The following is an 18,758-nucleotide window of genomic DNA, read 5'->3' as shown; positions in this document are numbered from 1 at the left end:
GCGCCTACAAAAACGAAGTCCGCCTGCGCGGACTAAGAAATAAAGTGAATCCAACCAGTCATTAGTGCGGTAACTTGCTGAGGGCGTGCCAAGTTCTGTAGCCGACAATTCCATCTTGCGGTAAAGCCTTGCTAATTTGCAATTGTCGCACTGCTACATCTGTCATTGTCCCGAAGAATCCGTCAATGGAACCGAAATAGTATCCATTGATTTTGAGGACATTCTGAACAATTTTTACAGTATTACCAGAACTGCCTTTCATCAGGATGGGCATATTCACAGGTGCACCAGAGTATAGTGCTTCCCAAGTCAGGGAAGCGACAACCCCATCTTCCTTTAAGAAGACGCGGTGTTGATAGGCTTTGACTGCTTGTTGAACTTGCACGCCGAAGATACCGTCAATCGGGCCGAAATAATATGCCCAATGATATAGAAGCTGTTGTAGTTCCTTGACAGCTTGACCTGTTGAACCCATTTGTAAAGTGGGTTTGTTGACTCTAGTGGTTTCAGCAAATGCAATATGTGATTGAGCTGTAGTATCGGCCGCGAGAGCCATAGTTTCATTGTTCGTGCTTCTTTCTTCGGTATACATAATGTGATTCCTTTCCAGATTTAAGTTTTGGTCTTTGATATTTCAGGTATAACTGTTAGGTTTTATGATTGCACAGTCACTTTTTCAAGCGACACTCGTTTGAGTGTCGCTCGTTTGAGTGTCACTCGTTTGAGTTAGCAAAGTGTGAATTGTTAACGGCTTCGGTGCGCGGTGCAAGGGCTACAAAATACTGTTGATTGTTTCCCGATCGCATTCTCGCAACGCCGGAATTAAATACTGTGTCAAAGTAAAGGCATCTACTCCTAATTCTGTCCGTTCTTTGGCTGCCATGATTGCGGCTTGAGCGTGCCACCAAACTGCTGTTGCTGCCACTGCTTGAGCTGGGGATTTGCGGGCGATCCTCTTCGAGGGCTTCGCTAACGCACCTGCTAACAGTCCCCCTAACAAGCCCGTGAGAACGTCGCCGCTGCCCCCTCTGGCGAGGGCTGGGGTGCTTTCGGGATTGAGATAGGTGACGGTACGCGCGGCGTAGCTATCCTGTAGGGAATCGCCGTCATCCTTCCAGCTTATGCAAACTTTCGCTCCTTTGAACAACACAACTGCACCGCAAAGCTCAGCCGCGGCTTGAGTTGCGGCAATTCGACTATCGCCTGTTTTACCGGCTAATTCGGGAAACAAACGCTTAAATTCGCCCTGGTGAGGCGTGATAATTGTCAGTGCTCGGCGTTCCGACAAAATCGGGATTGTGCCGAGTTGAGCGAGGATATTTAAACCGTCGGCATCTAAAACCAGAGGTCGATCGCTATCCAGTAGAGATTCTACAGCGATCGCGGCTTCCAATGTCAGACCGGGCCCGGCGGCGATCGCATCGTAACTGCTCAAATCTATTGCTACCGGCAACTCGCTAATTGCACCGCTTGAAGTTTCAGGACATCCGATAACTAAAGCCTCTGGCAAATGACTGCTCAACATCGGTTTAATCGACTCAGGAACAGCAATTGACAGCATTCCGACACCGCTTGCTCTTGCTCCCAACGCCGACAAAATTGCGGCTCCGGTGTAGCGGCGGGAACCTGCAATAATTAGTAAATGACCGTTGGTGTATTTGTACGAAATTGGCGATCGGGGCAAGGGCAAATGCTGGATTGCCAATGCTTTGGTAATGCGTTGGATTGCTGGCGAATCACCCAATATTGCTGCAATATCTGCGACGGGAATATCAAAATCAATTAATTCACAACTGCCGATATATTCTAACGCTTGGTCTTGCAGAAAAGCCATTTTCCACAATCCCAAACACAATGTATGTTTTGCCCTGATTGCAGTCCCCAAAACTGCTCCGGTATCTGTATGAATTCCCGATGGAATATCTATACTAAAAATGGGTATGTTTAAATTATTTATTTCCTCAATAACTGCGGCTGTGGGATTAGTAATTTCTCGTTCCAATCCAAACCCAAATAAACCATCAATTAGTAAATCGCAGTTGTTCAGCGATTCAACTTTGTCAACGAAGGGAATCTTTAAATAACGGGCATAATCAGCATGACTTTTTGTGAGTTCTTTAAGCTTAGAAAACGGGCAGTAAATAACTACGGGAAATCCTTGAAAGTGCAATTCGCGAGCCACAACCAAAGCATCGCCGCCGTTATGTCCGGGCCCAACCAATACGCCTATCGCTGGCAACGCCGAATTAACAATCTTTTTCCCTTCTTCCCTTTTCCTGCTATCCGTTAAATCCCGTACATTGCTTGTTACCGAACTTTCCTCTTCCTTCAAGAGCGCCTGAATGCGTTTAGCAATCAATCCGGCGACTTTTTCCATTAAAGCTGCTACTGGCATTCCAGCAGCAAATATTCTCGCTTCTATTTGCCGCATTTGGTCGGCGGTGACAACAAATTTTTGAATAGTCATACGTAGAGGGAAGAAGTCATTAGTCATTAGTTATTAGTCATTAGTCATTAGTCATCAGTCATTAGTCATCAGTCATTAGTCATCAGTCATCAGTCATTAGTCATCAGTGCTGTCGCCTCCGAGCTTTCGGTACAACGTCATCAGTCCGATGGAAGTCGGAAGAGGGAAGAAGGAAGAAGAAGGAAGAGATACGCAGTAAGCCTTTGAGCGATCGGTATTTTACGTTTAATTAGCTGGCTTTACTTATTAGTGCTAAAATTTCAGCTAACAGCAGCAGTACCATTTTGTAGTATACTTGTGGTATAATCAATTAGCTCGATCGCACAAAGTAACAGTAAAATAGCAAATTCTCTCCGAATCATGAACAAGATTGTTGTAGGCCTCTCCGGCGGGGTCGATAGTTCCGCAGCAGCCGCAATTTTACACCATCAGGGCTATGAAGTGGTGGGTTTAACGCTGTGGCTGATGAAAGGCAAAGGTCAGTGCTGCTCTGAGGGAATGGTCGATGCCGCTAAACTTTGCGAAGATTTGGGCGTTCCTCACCACATTGTGGACAGCCGCGAGGTCTTTCAAGCAAGTATTGTCGATTATTTGGTGGACGGTTACAGTGCAGGAGTTACGCCTTTGCCTTGTTCGCAGTGCAATAAAACTGTGAAGTTTGGGCCGATGCTCAAGTATGCTCGCGAAGAATTAGGAATTGAAAAGATTGCGACGGGACACTACGCTCGCATTACCTATGATACAAATACGGGTCGCTATCAGTTGCTGCGGGCGATCGACCCAGCCAAAGATCAGTCTTATTTTTTGTATGATTTAACACAAGATTTGCTCGCAGGTACGGAGTTTCCTTTGGGGGAAATTACCAAGACAGAAACTCGCAGAATTGCGGCGGAATTTGGCTTGACAACCGCTGATAAGCCGGAAAGTCAGGATTTGTGCTTGGTGGAAAGCAACGGTTCGATGCGGGCTTTTCTGGATAAGTACATTGCGCCGCAAAAGGGTGACATTGTAGATAAGGCCGGGCGGGTGCTCGGACAGCACGACGGTGTGCACCACTACACCATTGGCCAGCGGAAAGGACTCGGCATCGCTGCACCGGAACCGCTATATGTGATTGAACTTGATGCTGGTGCTAATCGGGTGATTGTGGGCGATCGCCAGTTGGCGGTAGAATCTGAGTGTAATGTCCAGAAAGTAAATTGGGTTTCTGTAGCCGCACCCACTGCTCCGATTCGGGCTTCTGTACAGATTCGCTATCGATCGCAACCCGTCCCCGCTACAATTATTCCTGTAGAAACCTCCCAAGCCGACGAAAAAGCCTGCGGTACAAGAGTCAAGATAATTTTTGACGAACCGCAGTTGAGTATTACTCCCGGACAAGCCGCAGTTTGGTATGACGGAGACGTGCTGTTGGGCGGTGGCATCATAGAAAGAAATCAACTTCCCAAATAAGACAGCGGTTGAAACCGCCTCTGTACTTGGCTTTGCTCCTTACCAGGAAGAGCCTGGTAATGCAGGTGCGGAGGCTCTGCCTCCTTCGAGAGGGCAACTTACAGGAGAGAAGACTGTAGGAGGTGTTTAAGTTATTAAGTTTTCGATTCTTAGTTAGAAGTCGGACATCTCCCATAATTATTGTGGAACAGGCATCCTGCCTGTTCAAAATCTGCTTTTTAGGAGATGTCTATTAGTTTTTAGTAACGACACAGCAGTTACGATACCGCAGCAGCTAAAAACTAATGACCGATGACTAATGACTAATGACTAACTTTCTTTTCCAAGCGCAACACATTTCCCCTAGCATTGGTGCGGTAAACCCAAGTTTGGCGGCCGTCAGAAACTACAACCCGCCAACCTTCCACAATCATTTGACCGCAAATTTCATCAGCCTTCGCCAGCCCCAAACAAGTATTCGGCCAACTTTGCAGTTTCGATTCAGTTACTTTCAACTTGTCAGCAGCAATTCCAGTTTGGCGCGACAAATCTTGGCGAACTTCTGCTGCTACAGTTGCCGGCAATTGTTTGGGGGGATTTGGGCGCGCGTTTTCTGCCAAATTGTCGGGAGAGGAAATTAAACTATTTAGTGCTAATCGGGAAGAGCTAATTTTTTGAGAAAGCGCCGTTGACTGCTCTGGGCTTTCCCACCGGGGGAGGGAATCTTTGAGAGCTACCGCGTTAGCCTCGGCGCTATGTACGAGCGGCGGATAAATTTCCCAAACCACAATTCCTGTCAGGACGACAGCCAATATCAAAGGATTCGGTTGCTTTTGGGTTCGGTTTTGATTTTTTTGAGAGTTATTTTCGGAGCTTCGTTCGATCATGGGTCTTCTGCCTCACTTTACACTCTGGCGCGATCGAGAGCGATCGCTCAAAAGCAAATACAGTCCCGGACGCACCGGTAGTCAGAAATCGGGTTTTTGGGGTCTAGATGCGTCCATAACTGAAATGTTTATTTAGATACTGCTGTTGCTGCCATTTATTGCTTTGTGCAGAACCGACTTGAGGGCCGGTGCGGCACAAGTATTTTATCTTCGCTGCGGGTGCTGATGTTTCAAGAAAATTGCACTACCGAGTTATTAATTAATTTTTACTTTTAATCTGCGGGTATCTAGAAAAATGTAGCCCTAAGTAAATATTCTGAAAAGAATCTGATGGTGGTCGAGAATCTCAGTACAAATAACTATCGATTGTCCCAAAACTACTAAAGGTGTTTTAGACTGTGGGAGACGAGCTGAGCGAGCGCTCTCAAACCGATGCAGCACAATCTGTTTCCGCAGAACGGGCAGGCATTACAACTTCAGCCAATTATTTTCATTGTAGCATTTTATTCTTAAAGTGCGATCGAAGCGTCATTTTTAGATTGTAGATTGTAGATTTTATATTATTGTATATTTTAAATTTTAGATAGTAGATGGTAAATTTTAGATGAATTACCGGAGGTTTAAGCAAACAGTGTTGGACGCATCAATGCCACATAAACCGGGATTTGATCGGGATTAAAGGTCTGGATGCAGTATTTTTGCCCGTCAAACGCGGTTGATCACCAAAGAGTGCGAAAGTGTTACAAAAGTCTAAGATTTTGAACTTTCCACAGTCCTGCGGCAGCCTGTATCCGTTGTTGGGCGGAGTCAAAAATACTTTAGTAGCGATCGCTACTTTTTTAGTAAGATATTGTTGAAATAAATCGATTATGAACAAAAAATCCCTCGCAATCCCTTTAATGAATCGGCTGAGCTATCCTCAAAAATTTACCTTAATATCTAAGGGACTTTTTCGCGACAATGGAAATTCAGACACAAGATTACCATACCTGCTACGATCCAGCAACGGCAACCGTGAGTTTTGTTGGCTCTCTCAGGCTGAGCGGGCTTGGGGTGTACCCGCCGATAGCACAGTTGCTCGGCGAGGTGGCCGACTCCGAACCGGCGAAAATTACCCTCAATTTGCAGCAGTTAGAATTTTTGAACAGTTCGGGCATAAATATGCTGTCGAAGTTTATAATCGAGCAGCGCAAAAAAGCTCGGGTGCAAATGGCAGCACAAAGCTCTCAACCCATAGCTTGGGAGGGTAAATCGTTGAAGAATTTGCAACGCCTGATGCCTGGTTTGCAGTTGGAATTAGTATAGACACGCGGTTACTTTTATGATGCAGGCTGTTGAGCAATTTTCTGTTAGTAGAGGTGCAAATTCTCGGGTTATGCTGGAAGAACAACCATCTAGAGAACAGCTACTTTTAGAGATAGAAAGATTGCGCCAGCAAGTGGCAGACTTGAAGGAGGAAAAAGCAGATCTGGAAATCTTGCTGGAAACTACGGCTCAACATTCTGATACGGTTGAAACCCAGTTGCGCGATCGGGCACTGGAGGCGGTGCGGGAAGGCGAAATTAAGCTGGCTCAATTTCTGGAAGCGATTCCAATAGGCGTAGCCGTGCTCGATTCTCAAGGCAAACCTTACTACGTCAATCACGCCGGACAGCAGTTACTCGGTAAAGGAGTTTTGCACTTAAATGCAGTTGAGAATTTGTCAGATATTTATCAAATTTATATCGCGGGAACTGATACTATTTACCCTTTCGATAATTTGCCGATCGTTCGAGCTTTTAGGGGTGAAAGTTCGACTGCTGACGATATGGAAGTTCATCAACCAGACAAGAAAATTCCCATTGAAGGTTGGGGAACGCCAATTTTTGACGAGGCTGGTAAAGTTGCTTTTGCGATCGCAATTTTTCAAGATATCACGAAACGCAAACAAGCTGAAACCGACCGTCACGAATTGATTAAAAAACTATTTGACCTCAATCAAAATTTAGAGACATCCCTGGATGTTGAATCAGACTTAACGGATGCCTACGGGCGATTTGTGCCGCATCAATTTTTAAATTTATTGGGATATGAAAGTATTCTTGATGTTAATTTAGGCGACCAAGTGCAGGAGGAAATGTCGGTGTTATTTGGCGACATCCGCGACTTCACGACGCTTTCGGAAACTATGACACCGCAAGAAAATTTCAATTTTATCAATGCTTACCTCTCGCGGATGGAGCCGGCTATTACTAGCAATAATGGCTTTATAGATAAATACATCGGCGATGCAATTATGGCTTTATTTAGTGACTGTGCTGATGATGCTGTGAAAGCTGGTATTGCGATGCTACATACCCTGACTGATTACAACCAACACCGTCAAAGTGTCGGCTACATCCCGATTCAAATTGGCATTGGTATCAATTCGGGTTCTTTGATGCTGGGGACAGTCGGCGGCGCAAGCCGAATGGACACCACTGTGATTAGTGATGCTGTTAATTTGGCATCTCGGATTGAAGGGTTGACTAAAGATTACGGCGTACCTCTGTTAATTTCTCAGCAGACTTTGGAACGGTTGCGAAATCCTGCTGATTATGCTATTCGGATTGTGGATAAAGTACAGGTTAAAGGAAAATCTCAATATGTCATAGTCTATGAGGTGTTTGATGCAGATCCTGCGGAAATTCTTGGGGCGAAGCTAGCAAATTTGCCCGTATATACTGAAGCGATGTTATTGTGCGATCGCAAGGAGTTCCGAGAAGCGGGAAAATTGTTTGAAGAGTGTTTGCGGACAAATCCGAGCGATCGGGTAGCTCGCATTTACCTCAAACGCTGTCGGGATTGGCGATCGCTCCTCAAGGGACTTTAGTTATTGGTTAGTTGTTATTGGTTAGTTGTTATTGGTTAGTTGTTATTGGTTAGTTGTTATTGGTTAGTTGTTATTGGTTAGTTGTTATTGGTTAGTTGTTATTGGTTAGTTGTTATTGGTTAGTTGTTATTGGTTATTTTAGCTGCTCGCGAAGTCGAAGGCTGGTCATCTTGGCCGATCGCGATTTGTGAGCCAGCGTAGCCTAAGCAAATCGAAGGGTGGTTATTTTAGCTGCTCGCGAAGTCGAAGGTTAGTCATTAGTCTTTGATTAACTTGTTCTCCGGCTCTGCGAAATGAACCCATATACAGAGGTTCTGCTTCGTTTGGAAAAAATTCCACACTGCGAACGAACCAATCTTAACTTGTTTCCAGGCTATTTCTGGGAACGAGTAGCAAAGCATCTACCAAGAAACCGGATTTCTAGTCTAAAAGTGCGTAAGTCCTGATAATATATTGAGTAATTTGGAGTATCAAGAAAATACGATGGCAATTAACAAGCGACAGCCGAGAATATCTATAAAACCTTCAGTGATTAAAGTTATAGCTCTGTTCTGTCTGTGCTGCTTGTTAACTGCAAGCTGTTCCCAGAGGGCCTCTCGATCGCCCAATTCGCCCCAAAACGATCGCGTTACGATCGGCACAACCTTGAAATTGCGGACGATCGACCCTGCAGACGCTTACGAAATTATATCAGGACAACTGCTACGCAACTTGGGCGACACTCTCTACACCTACAAGTCGGGAACTACTGAGTTAATCCCCAGCTTGGCCACCGCAATGCCAAAAATTAGCAACGACGGATTGACATATACAATTCCCCTGCGTCAAGGCGTGATTTTTCACGACGAAACACCGTTTAACGCCGCAGCAATGGAATTTTCGTTGCAGCGGTTTATCAAAAATGGGGGCCGTCCATCTTTCTTGCTGGGCGATGCAGTAGAATCGGTGAAAGCGACGGGCGAATACGAATTAACTTTTCAACTCAAAAAGCCTTTTGCTGCTTTTCCTTCCCTGCTGACATTTGCCGGCCTTTGTCCCATTTCTCCGACAGCTTACGAGATTGGAGACGGTAAATTTAAACCCGATACGTTTGTGGGAACTGGACGCTATAAACTGGCGAAGTACGGCAGCGATTCTCTCAAGTTTGACGCATTCGATAAGTATTGGGGGGAAAAACCTGTTAATTCAGGAATTGATTTGTTGCTGCTTTCTAGTTCGTCAAATTTGTTCAATACTTTTCGGATAGGTGCGATCGATGTGGCTTATTTGTCTCTGGATGCAGACCAAGTTCGCAGCTTAGACGAGGGGTCGAAAAAAGGGAAATGGCAGGAAATCGCTGGGGAAAGCAGTACAGTTAGTTATATGACGCTGAATATCAAGTCTCAACCCCTGGATAAGTTAGAAGTGAGACAGGCGATCGCCTCCGTGATGGATCGCCCCCTGATTAACGATCGCGTACTCCGGGGACAAGCCCAGCCACTGTACAGTCTGATTCCCACAACCTTCGACGTTAACAAGCCCGTGTTTAAAGAACTTTACGGCGACGCGAACACAGCCAAAGCCAAGGAATTGTTAACAAAAGCGGGATATTCGGCCGCCAATCCTTTTATTCTGCAAATTTGGTATCCTTCTGCTTCCACAAAGCGATCGTTAGTTGCGAGTACGATCGAGGCGCTAGCCAAGCTAAAAATGGACGGGATAATGCAGGTAGAAGTTAACAGCGTTGAATCTCCGACTTTGTTTCAAAATATAGAGAAGGGGATTTATCCTGCGGTTTTGGTGGATTGGTACGCCGATTTTTTTGACGCTGACAATTACATTCAGCCGTTTTTGGATTGTGACACGGGTTCGGCGGCCACCGGGTGCGAAAAGGGTGCGAGTCAGGGTCAGGGTTCGTTTTATTATAGCGATCGAGTAAATCAACTTATCGACAAGCAACGCAAAGAATTAAACCCCGAAACCCGGAAAGCTTTGTTTGGCGAAATTCAGGACATACTAGGTAGAGATGTACCTTTCATCCCTCTTTGGCAGGATAAGGACTATACTTTTGCTCAGAACAACATCAGCGGTGTCCGTTTAGAACCGACGCAATCCTTTCCCTTTTGGTTCCTGAAAAAGCAATAATTGTTTACAATGATTTTGAGGAATTGAAACGTCAATAATTTTATCATGTTGTGTGCATAATAGGGTGATGATTGTCACAGTTTATCGAAGAGACCGATCACCCAACTCTCTAGAAATATGTGGGATATTATTAAAAGAGAGATATCGCCGAGGGTGAGTATATGAAATTTGGAATTTTAACAACAACAGCGCTACTGATTGCAATGGGTTTTGCTTCTGGAGTCAAAGCAGAAAACGTATCGCAAGTCAAGCAACTATTAGAAACTAAAGAATGTACCAAGTGTGACTTGACAGGAGCGCAGCTTGCTGGTGCCGATCTCAGCGGAGCCGACTTGAGCGGAGCTAATTTGAGCGGAGCGAATTTGAACGGTGCTAATCTCAATGAAGCAAAACTGAACGAAGCCAATCTGCAACAAGCTAAATTGCAAGGTGCGAGTTTAATTGCGGCTAGAATGCACGGAGTAAATTTGCAGGGCGCTGATTTAACCAAGGCTAACCTGAGTCTAGCGGGTTTAGTAATTGCCAGCTTGAAAAATACCAACCTCACCAACGCTAATTTAGTGGGCGCTAACTTAGAAAGTGCAAATTTGGCTGGCGCAAATATGAAAAATGCTCGCCAGTCCATAGCGAATTTAGCTAATGTCAGCCTCAGAGGTGGCAGTTTGTCGGGAATCGACGTACTGGGAGTTAACTTGCGGGATGCAAATTTGACCGGTGCTAATTTGACTGGTGCTAATTTGAACGGTTCGGACTTGACCGGTGCTAATTTAATGAATGCAAATATGGCAAATGTAGATTTGAAAAATGCTGCTTTACCGTAGGAGGAGCGCCAATTGCTAAATCAGATGCTCGTTTTTAACAAGCTTAATATCATCCTGTAGGGGCCATTTCCGAAATGGCCCCTACAGTTATAGTTGTAGGATTTATCTCGTTTCCTGTCGCCCCGCGGGTAATTATCCGGTGCGCGGCGCTTTTCCCTGACATCGTTTCCGGTTGCATAGGAATAATAAAATCAAGTCAACAGTCAACAGTCAACAGTCAACAGTCAACAATCAACAATCACCTGACGGTGTAACCGAAATTGATATGATATCTGCGATTGCTTCATATTTTGATGTCGGATCAATCTTCTTCGTCAGCATCTTGGGCGAAACGGATAATGTCATCATCGCCGAGGTACTCGCCATTTTGGATTTCAATCATCACCAGAGGAATCACGCCTGGGTTTTCCACGCGGTGAGCAGTATTCATGGGAACGTAGGTTGACTGTTTCTGCATGAGAATCGTCTCTTTGTCATCGCAGATCACTTTAGCGGTACCGGAGACGACAACCCAGTGCTCGCTGCGGTGATAGTGCATTTGCGTGCTGATGTGGTGTCCCGGCTTGACTTCGATGCGATTGATCTTGTAACGATCGCCCGCGTCTATGACTGTAACTTTACCCCAAAACCGGGTTTGCGTGCGATCGTCCGTTTTTTCGATTGTGTCCGCTGTTTCCACCATGCTGTCGATCTCGCTAACGGTGTATGTAAAAATATCTATAGTTGAAAGTATATCAGGGAGCGGGCAAGTCTGTAAGCGCGATCGGTTTAAACATTACTGAATTAGCCGCCATTCACGAGCATCCACAAATCGATCCAAATGCCCCACATTTGTTGTAGCAATTACCACCTGATTTCCTGGATTTGCCTCCAATATTGCTTGAGCCGCCAAAATCACATCCCCGTCAAGTGCATAGGGGTGTGCCGTTGGCTTTCCTCTCTTTCGTGCATCCGCCCACAACTGAGCCGCGAAAAGCATTACTTCTGTAGTCAAAGGACGGTATGTCAGTTGTAATTTCAGTTCATCAAGTCGTTGAATACCTGCTGACTTACCTGCACGGATCAATTCGCGTCGTAGTTCGTAGTCAGCAATCTCAGGCAAAATTATTATTTCGCCTCTGAGCATTAAAGAGTTTAGCCAAACTTTGCACTCTTGAACTTCAGTAGAGGATGCTTTAGGGTTTGTTACCATCCCCAAAGGCCCAGAATCTAAAAGTATTACTCTACTCATGGGAATAATGGCCGATTAGAAAGGCGGTCTTCATCTAAAACTTTACGGAGATATTCAGCGGTTTCTGTTTGTTCCTGTTCATCTCCCTCCTCTACCCACGATCGCAATAATTCAATTGCACCTTGATTTCTTTGTATCCGCTCCTCCAGCGACAGTTTAGTAATGTCAATTTTCTCCGATGTCTGGGGAGGCTCGGACAAGACTGGCTTTACTGTCACCGTTTCCATAAATAAGCGCATCATCTGAAGTAAATTAGGCCAATATTCTCTCGGAGTTTGCTGAATTACACTGAGAAACTCTACCATTTCATTGCCAATGCGAGTTTCTGGCGCTGAAGTTGGTATCTCAGGGTTTTCAGTGATTAAAGCTCGTTCAGACATACTTTTTTTCTCCTCAATCGGATTTATAGGAATTGGCAGGTCGATATCCTGGATGAGAATTAGAGATTGGCGATCGAACTCGCCTCTACTTATATTTTAAACAAAAGACGGGGGAGCATCTCAGTTGTGCAAAAATTCACAACTGAGATGCTCCCAAAGGCGAGGATAATTCATCCAGATTCTGGGATTTTTTTGAACCGCTGACATCTGCGGTTGAAAACAACCATTTCACTGAATTTCGAGGAAACTACTTGCTCAACACACCTTCAGGAATCCCCAAAATATCCTCAATGCGCGGCATATCTTCCACAGCAATCACTCGCCCTTCATCCTCAAAACCAGCAATTTGATCGAAATTCAAATATCGATACAAATCGCCAGCAAAAGGATTGATTTTCTTGGCCACAATTTCCTGGTATTCTTCGACGGTAGGAATGCGACCCAACAGCGAACAAACAGCAGCTAATTCCGCCGAACCGAGATAAACTTGTGCATCTTTGCCCATCCGGTTGTTGAAGTTGCGAGTCGAAGTTGAAAACACCGTTGTCGCATCTTTTACCCGCGCTTGATTTCCCATACAAAGACTGCATCCCGGCATTTCCGTCCGCGCTCCAGCCGCTCCAAAAATGCTGTAATAACCTTCTTCTTTTAGTTGTTGTTCGTCCATCCGAGTTGGCGGACAAATCCACAGGCGAGTTTTAACTTCCCCTGCACCTTCTAATACCTTTGCAGTGGCGCGGTAGTGGCCGATATTTGTCATGCAAGAACCGACAAATACTTCGTCAACCCGATCGCCCGCAACCTCACTCAACAACTTAACATTATCCGGGTCGTTGGGTGCAGCCACAATGGGTTCAGTAATCTCGTTGAGATCGATTTCAATGATTTCAACATACTCCGCATCAGAATCAGCTTCTAGCAGCACCGGATTAGCCAGCCATTCCTCCATCTTCGCCACCCGGCGCATCATCGTCCGCGCATCTTCATAGCCCCGCGCCACCATGTTTTTTAGCAGCGCGACGTTGGAGCGAATGTACTCAGAAACAGTCTCCACACTCAATTTAATCGTGCATCCAGCGCAGGAACGCTCGGCCGAGGCATCAGTCAATTCAAACGCCTGCTCGACCTTTAAATCGGGCAAACCTTCAATTTCCATAATCCGCCCCGAAAAGACGTTTTTCTTATTCTGTTTCGAGACTGTCAGCAAACCTGTTTGAATTGCTACGTAGGGAATTGCATTTACCACATCCCGCAGGGTTACTCCCGGCTGCAATTCTCCTTTGAAGCGCACTAAAACAGATTCCGGCATATCCAAAGGCATCACGCCCAAGGCGGCAGCAAATGCTACCAATCCCGAACCCGCAGGAAAGGAAATTCCTAAAGGAAAACGTGTGTGAGAATCGCCGCCGGTTCCTACTGTATCTGGTAATAACATCCGGTTCAGCCAGGAGTGAATAATGCCGTCTCCGGGACGCAAAGCTATGCCCGCCCGCTGTGCCATGAAATCGGGCAATTCGTGGTGAGTTTTGACATCAACAGGTTTTGGATAGGCGGCGGTGTGGCAGAAACTTTGAATTACCAAGTCGGCGCTAAATCCCAAACAAGCAAGTTCTTTTAATTCGTCGCGAGTCATCGGGCCAGTGGTGTCTTGGGAACCGACTGTGGTCATTAATGGTTCGCAAGATGTACCGGGACGCACGCCTGTTAAACCGCAGGCTTTCCCTACCATTTTTTGGGCTAAGGTGAAGCCTTTACCTGTGTCGGCGGGAATTGTTGGACGGGTGAAAATAGGGCTAATTCCTAGTCCTAAAGCTTCGCGGGTTTTGTCGGTTAATGTGCGTCCAATTAATAGCGGAATGCGGCCGCCGGCGCGAACTTCGTCTATGATTGTGTCGGGTTTGAGGGTGAAGGTGGAGATGATTTCTCCGGCTTCGTTGGTGATTTCTCCTTTGTAGGGATGGATGGTAATTACCATTCCGGTTTCCATTTTGCTGACATCGCATTCGATCGGCAATGCGCCGGAATCTTCAGCGGTATTGAAGAAAATCGGGGCGATCGCACTTCCCAAAATATATCCGCCACTGCGCTTGTTTGGCACAAACGGAATATCATTGCCAATGTGCCACAGCACTGAGTTAATCGCTGATTTGCGCGAGGAACCGGTGCCGACAACATCGCCGACGTAGGCTACGGGATGGCCTTTTTGCTTCAATTGGGCAATGGTTTCCAGAGCTTGGGGCATCTTACTTTCCAGCATCGCTAAAGCGTGCAAGGGAATGTCCGGCCGCGTGGTAGCTTGAGGTGCCGGAGACAAGTCGTCGGTATTGGTTTCTCCGGGTACTTTGAAGACTGTAACGGTAATGGCTTCGGCTAGTTGGGGCCGGCCGGTAAACCACTCGGCATCCGCCCAAGAATCTATGACTTGTTTGGCGTAGGGATTGGTATCCGACAGGGCGAGAATGTCGTGGAAGGCGTCAAATACTAACAGCGTTTTGCTCAAGGCGCGGGCTGCGGTGGCGGGGATGGCTGTTTCGGCAGTAGGATGGAGTAAATCGATTAAAGATTGGACGTTGTAACCTCCCATCATTGTCCCCAGCAGGTAAACTGCCCATTTGGGAGCAATTAGGGGGCTGTGGATTTCGCCTTTGGCAATGCCGGTCAGAAAACCTGCTTTGACGTAGGCGGCGCTGTCTACGCCTGGGGGTACGCGATCGCGCAATAATTCTACTAAGGCTTCTTCTTCCCCCGGCGGCGGATTTTTGAGTAATTCGCAGAGTTCGGAGGTTTGCTGGGCGTCTAGCGGCAGCGGTGGAATTCCCAGTGCAGCCCGTTCAGCAGCGTTACGGCGGTAAGATTCAAGCATTTGTGTTCTCTCTCAAAATTGTGTTGGGTAGTTGTTTGCAGGTGACATTACTTTTTAGATTAGGCGCTGGCGCTACATATTTGGCAAAGCACCCGCTCTTATAAAAACTTAACGCAACTTTAAAAACAGTAGACTTTCATACTAATAAAGAGATATCTTCTCTGCGGCTGGGGTGCTGCTTAAACTCCAGCCGAGAAGTTTTCGGGCGTTGAGTTGCATTGTTCTGGTTAAAATTAATGTGGCGGGGGGTAATGTCGATCGTCCTCTGCATCTGAAATCCTTAGTTACCGCAAGTTTAAATTTGTCCGCAGAAATGGATCAATTAAAAAATGGAAAGTTTTATCCCTGAAAATGGTGAACACTGTCAGGGTTCGGCCGCCAAACCAGAGTTGTACCCAGAACTGCAAGCCACTAAAGAATTACTGCTGACGATCGCCAATTCGATGCCGATGCCTACGATCGTCAGCAGTCTGGCTGACGGCACAATTCTGTATAGCAACGATTTATGCCATCAGGTTTTCGGGTTCAAAGCATTTGACATCGACGGCAAAAAAGCCTCCACACTATACAATAACCCCGCAGATCGCCACGAACTGCTGGATGCGCTCGCCCGCAACGGACAAGTCCGCGAGATAGAAGTCCGCCTCAAAAAAGCTGACGGCACGCTGTTTTGGGCAAGTGTATCGATGCGGTATTTGACATTGCTGTCGGAAAAATCCGTGCTGTCGGTGTTCTGTGATATTAGCGATCGCAAGCGAGCAGCCGCCAAGGAGCAGGATTTGCTCGCCTCAATCCACTTGCGCGCCCGCCAGCAAGCAGCCGTCGCTTACTTGGGGCAGCAGGCCCTGGCGGAAACAGATTTGTCTGCACTGATGGACAAAGCTGCGGTGTTAATTGCTCAAACCCTGGATGTTGATTATTGTCAGTTGTTAGAACTGTTGCCGTCGGGCCATGCTTTTCTGTTGCGAGCGGGGGTTGGCTGGCAGCCGGGCCTTGTCGGCAAAGCCACTGTTGCGGCTTCTGCCCGATCGCAAGCTGGTTACACGTTGCTAGTTGGCAAAGCCACGATCGTCGAAGATTTGCGGGTGGAAACCCGCTTTAGCGAGTTGCCGCTGCTGCACAACCACCGGGCTGTGAGCGGCGTCACTGTCATCGTTCCCGGCAATCGGGAACTGGAGAGGAACTGGGGAGAAGCAGAACCAGCAGATACTTCCTCCTGCCAGCCTTGGGGCATTTTGGGGGTTCACACCAGCCAAAGGCGGGTTTTCAGCCAAGATGACGTTTATTTTGTAGAAGCGATCGCCAACGTGTTAGCTGCGGCGATCGAGCGGATTCGATCGCAAGAGCGCTTGCAAATGATGGAACGGGCGATCGAAAGTTGCAGCAACGGCATCGCCATCACCGACGCGACGGTTGCAGATAATCCGATTATTTATGTCAATCCCAGTTTTGAGCGGATTACCGGTTATAGCAGAGACGAATTAATGGGGAAAAATTGCCGATTTTTGCAGGGCAACGACACGGACACCGCCTCTGCTAAACAATTGCGAACGGCAATTGAAGAAGGCAGAGAATGCCAAGTTATATTACGCAACTTTCGGAAAGACGGCACGCCTTTTTGGCACGAACTGTCGATCGCTCCGGTGCACAACTCGCGGCGACACTTAACCCACTTTATTGGAGTGCAAACAGACATTACCGACCGCCAGCGAGCGGAAGCAGAATTATTTTTAAATTCTCAAGCTTTAGCAGCTTTCACCGCTAATCTCAAACACCTGCACCGGATTACAACTTATCATTATCAAAATTTTCAAGAACTGGTTGAAGATTATTTAACAGCCGGCTGTTTAATCTTTGGACTTTCTATTGGCATCATGGCTGAAGTTCAGGATGAAAATTTTATTGTGCGAGCAGCGAAATCCGATGTAGGATACTTCGTGCGAGGTCTAGAATTGAACCTCAGCGACACTTACTGTGCTGCCGTAATTAAATTAAATAAAACTGTTTTCTATTCTCATATAGGAGCAGAAATAGAGATGCGCGAACATCCAGCTTATAAGAAATGCCAGTCAGAATCTTACATTGGAACGCCGATATTTGTTAACAATAAAACTTACGGTATATTGAGTTTTAGTTCGCGAGAAATCAAAAAGAAAAAATTTGAGTACCAGGAAATAGAAATCATAGAATTGATGGCTCAAAGCATCGGTAAAATTCTGGCAGTTCACCAAATGGAAGTCGAACGCCAGCAAGCTGAAAAAGAGCGCTGCGAGTTAATATTATCTCTGCAAGAAAGTGAAGAACGCTATCGCCGTTTAGTAGAACTATCTCCCGAAGCGATCGTCGTTCACAGTCAAGAGAAAATCGCCTACATCAATGCTGCCGGTGCTAAACTCCTCGGTGCGAGTTCTCCGGCAGAGTTAATCGGCTTTCCGATATTGCATTTTGTCCATTCAAACTATGTGGAAACAGCCCAAAAGCGCATGAGGCAAGTCGAGCAAGAAAATAAGCCCATCGAGCTTGCCGAGCAAAAACTGATGCGGCTCGACGGAGAAATCATCGACGTTGAAGTTGCCGGCATCCCCGCCCTTTATCAAGGCGCAGCCGCCGCCCAGATTATTATCAGAGATGTCACCGAGCGCAAGCGAGTAGAACGGCAACTGCTGCACGGTGCTTTTCACGACGCGCTGACGGGTTTGCCAAACCGGGTTTTGTTCATCGACAGGCTAGGACAAGCCATCCGCCGATCGAATCAATCCTCCGATTACAAATTTGGTTTACTTTTCCTAGATTTAGACCGCTTTAAAGTAGTCAATGATTCTTTAGGACACGTTTTAGGAGACAAATTGCTAGTCGCCCTCGCAGACAGGCTACTAACCTGCGTGCGGGCTTCTGATACCGTCGCCCGGTTGGGGGGAGACGAATTCACCATCCTGCTAGACCACATTCAGAGCCTCACCGATGCCACCCAAGCAGCTAACAGAATACAAACAGAACTGACTTTACCGTTTCATATCGAAGGGCACGAAGTATTTACTACCGCTAGCATTGGCATTGTTTTCAGTCAAGGCGAAGTCGCAGCAGCCGACACAAGAGGCAAATCGAATCTGTACGCTCACCCGGAAGAATTCCTGCGCGATGCTGACATTGCTATGTACCGCGCTAAAGCTTTGGGCAAGGCCCGCCACGAAGTGTTTAATTTGGCGATGCACGACCAAACTATGTCGCTGTTGCAGTTAGAAAATGACCTGCGTATGGCTATTTTGGGCAAGCAAGAATTAGGTGCGAGTAAAAATGAATGTTCCCACTTTATTTTGCACTACCAACCGATTGTTTCGATCGCCAGCGGTGCGATCGAGGGTTTTGAGGCTTTGGTGCGCTGGCAGCACCCGGTTCGGGGTTTAGTGCCGCCGTCTAGCTTTATTCCTGTAGCTGAGGAAACCGGTTTGATCGTGCCTCTGGGAGCCTGGGTGCTGCGGGAAGCTTGCCGACAATTGCGCGTTTGGCAAGAAATGTTAATGAAGGAAGAAGTCCGAGGGAAGTCGGAAGAAGTCCGAGGGAAGTCGGAAGAAGGAAGTTCGGCAACAAGCAATGTACGGGATTTAACGGATACAGGGAAGCAGGAAGTTCGGCAATGCCCGATGCCCGATGCCCGATGCCCCATGCCCGATGCCCCATGCCCCATGCCCCATGGCCAATGGCC

General features: G+C 46.7%; 15 protein-coding genes. 7 read left to right on the top strand and 8 right to left on the bottom strand.

Annotated elements, in window-relative coordinates; all coding sequences use genetic code 11:
* Window positions 1-61: 61 nt before the first annotated feature.
* Complete coding sequence (locus IQ263_RS02305) at window positions 62-592, bottom strand: peptidoglycan-binding domain-containing protein (protein ID WP_194065992.1); 531 nt, start codon at window positions 590-592, stop codon at window positions 62-64.
* A gap of 180 nt (window positions 593-772) precedes the next feature.
* Window positions 773-2,467, bottom strand: coding sequence for an NAD(P)H-hydrate dehydratase (locus tag IQ263_RS02300; protein WP_194066054.1), 1,695 nt, complete (start codon window positions 2,465-2,467; stop codon window positions 773-775).
* Between the two features lie 360 nt (window positions 2,468-2,827).
* On the opposite strand from IQ263_RS02300, the gene mnmA reads away from it, so the two are divergent.
* Complete coding sequence (gene mnmA / locus IQ263_RS02295; RefSeq protein ID WP_194065991.1) at window positions 2,828-3,919, top strand: tRNA 2-thiouridine(34) synthase MnmA; 1,092 nt, start codon at window positions 2,828-2,830, stop codon at window positions 3,917-3,919.
* A gap of 302 nt (window positions 3,920-4,221) precedes the next feature.
* Here the strand turns inward: mnmA and IQ263_RS02290 are convergent, their stop codons facing one another.
* A complete protein-coding gene (locus IQ263_RS02290) occupies window positions 4,222-4,785 on the bottom strand; it encodes a hypothetical protein (RefSeq protein ID WP_194065990.1) in 564 nt (187 codons plus the stop codon).
* Here IQ263_RS02290 and IQ263_RS02285 point away from each other — a divergent pair.
* The 5 genes from IQ263_RS02285 (at window position 4,784) to IQ263_RS02265 (ending at window position 10,581) form a co-directional block, all read left to right on the top strand.
* A complete protein-coding gene (locus tag IQ263_RS02285; RefSeq protein ID WP_194065989.1) occupies window positions 4,784-4,921 on the top strand; it encodes a hypothetical protein in 138 nt (45 codons plus the stop codon). The two genes, IQ263_RS02290 and IQ263_RS02285, sit on opposite strands and share 2 nt — an antisense overlap.
* 824 nt (window positions 4,922-5,745) lie before the next feature.
* Window positions 5,746-6,090 carry a slr1659 superfamily regulator gene (locus tag IQ263_RS02280; RefSeq protein WP_194065988.1) on the top strand — a complete coding sequence of 115 codons (345 nt, stop codon included), beginning with the start codon at window positions 5,746-5,748 and terminating at the stop codon, window positions 6,088-6,090.
* 70 nt (window positions 6,091-6,160) lie between these two features.
* Window positions 6,161-7,636 carry an adenylate/guanylate cyclase domain-containing protein gene (locus IQ263_RS02275; RefSeq protein ID WP_194066053.1) on the top strand — a complete coding sequence of 492 codons (1,476 nt, stop codon included), beginning with the start codon at window positions 6,161-6,163 and terminating at the stop codon, window positions 7,634-7,636.
* 483 nt (window positions 7,637-8,119) lie between these two features.
* Entirely contained in the window at window positions 8,120-9,760 is a 1,641-nt protein-coding gene (locus tag IQ263_RS02270; RefSeq protein ID WP_194066052.1) for an ABC transporter substrate-binding protein, read from the top strand.
* A gap of 161 nt (window positions 9,761-9,921) precedes the next feature.
* Window positions 9,922-10,581 carry a pentapeptide repeat-containing protein gene (locus tag IQ263_RS02265; protein WP_194065987.1) on the top strand — a complete coding sequence of 220 codons (660 nt, stop codon included), beginning with the start codon at window positions 9,922-9,924 and terminating at the stop codon, window positions 10,579-10,581.
* Between the two features lie 301 nt (window positions 10,582-10,882).
* Here IQ263_RS02265 and IQ263_RS02260 read toward each other — a convergent pair whose 3' ends face one another.
* The 5 genes from IQ263_RS02260 to IQ263_RS29125 form a co-directional block, all read right to left on the bottom strand.
* A complete protein-coding gene (locus tag IQ263_RS02260) occupies window positions 10,883-11,263 on the bottom strand; it encodes a cupin domain-containing protein (RefSeq protein ID WP_193972503.1) in 381 nt (126 codons plus the stop codon).
* Between the two features lie 93 nt (window positions 11,264-11,356).
* Complete coding sequence (locus IQ263_RS02255) at window positions 11,357-11,812, bottom strand: PIN domain-containing protein (protein WP_194065986.1); 456 nt, start codon at window positions 11,810-11,812, stop codon at window positions 11,357-11,359.
* Window positions 11,809-12,192 carry a hypothetical protein gene (locus IQ263_RS02250; protein WP_194065985.1) on the bottom strand — a complete coding sequence of 128 codons (384 nt, stop codon included), beginning with the start codon at window positions 12,190-12,192 and terminating at the stop codon, window positions 11,809-11,811. The genes IQ263_RS02255 and IQ263_RS02250 overlap by 4 nt, the downstream gene beginning before the upstream one ends.
* A gap of 247 nt (window positions 12,193-12,439) precedes the next feature.
* The gene (gene acnB, locus IQ263_RS02245; protein WP_194065984.1) at window positions 12,440-15,055 is read right to left on the bottom strand and encodes a bifunctional aconitate hydratase 2/2-methylisocitrate dehydratase; all 2,616 of its coding nucleotides are present in this window, start codon (window positions 15,053-15,055) and stop codon (window positions 12,440-12,442) included.
* Window positions 15,056-15,191: 136 nt separating this feature from the next.
* The gene (locus tag IQ263_RS29125; protein ID WP_255515790.1) at window positions 15,192-15,326 is read right to left on the bottom strand and encodes a hypothetical protein; all 135 of its coding nucleotides are present in this window, start codon (window positions 15,324-15,326) and stop codon (window positions 15,192-15,194) included.
* 58 nt (window positions 15,327-15,384) lie between these two features.
* Here IQ263_RS29125 and IQ263_RS02240 point away from each other — a divergent pair.
* The coding region (locus tag IQ263_RS02240; RefSeq protein WP_194065983.1) for a PAS domain S-box protein at window positions 15,385-18,758 on the top strand (3,374 nt) is incomplete at its 3' end.

It is taken from the genome of Tychonema sp. LEGE 06208 (assembly GCF_015207505.1).
Taxonomy (GTDB): Bacteria; Cyanobacteriota; Cyanobacteriia; order Cyanobacteriales; family Microcoleaceae; genus Microcoleus.
Note: the sequence above shows the minus strand (reverse complement) of the source record. Positions and strands in the feature narration are given on the sequence as shown.